Consider the following 547-nt stretch of genomic DNA (forward strand, 5'->3'; position numbering starts at 1 on the left):
GTCGACTACGAGAACACCGCAGTCACCGAGCCCGAAGCCGCATAGAGGAGTCCTCCACGATTCCGGGGGAACCACAGGGGCGAAGTCTTCGCCGACGATGTCGTTGCCGCCGCACTCATCGACCGCCTCGTCCACCACGCCGAGGTCATCACCATCGACGGCGACTCCTACCGCACCAAGACCCGACGACAACTCGTCAACGCCGACCAGTAACCACACCAAAAGGGGGTCAAATTTCAACCGTCGATAAGGGGTCAGTTTTCGGCCGCCGTTGACAGATAGCCGTTTGCGCGGTCTCGATGGTGTCGAAGGCGCCAGTCTCGTCGAGAAGCTCCCGGCGCAATGTGCGATGGAATCGTTCGATTTTGCCGGTCGTGGTCGGTGACCGGCGTTTGGTCAACCGCGCGGTGATGCCGTACTCGCGACACGTCCGCTCGAAGAGCACCTCAACCGGCAACGGCCGCGTGTGTCTGTGGTTCCCCCGGAATCGTGGAGGACTCCTCTATGCGGCTTCGGGCTCGGTGACTGCGGTGTTCTCGTAGTCGAC

Annotated in this window: 2 pseudogenes; one reads left to right on the forward strand and one right to left on the reverse strand. The window is 62.0% G+C overall.

Going from position 1 to position 547, the window contains the following annotated elements:
• Window positions 1–78: 78 nt before the first annotated feature.
• A pseudogene (locus BPODLACK_RS23255) lies at window positions 79–213 on the forward strand (ATP-binding protein); the annotation flags it as partial.
• Window positions 214–277: 64 nt separating this feature from the next.
• Here the strand turns inward: BPODLACK_RS23255 and BPODLACK_RS23260 are convergent.
• Window positions 278–472: pseudogene (locus tag BPODLACK_RS23260) on the reverse strand (integrase core domain-containing protein); the annotation flags it as partial.
• Window positions 473–547 lie beyond the last annotated feature (75 nt).

Origin of the sequence: Gordonia sp. YY1 (assembly GCF_009872315.1) — a bacterium.
GTDB lineage: Bacteria > Actinomycetota > Actinomycetes > Mycobacteriales > Mycobacteriaceae > Gordonia > Gordonia amicalis.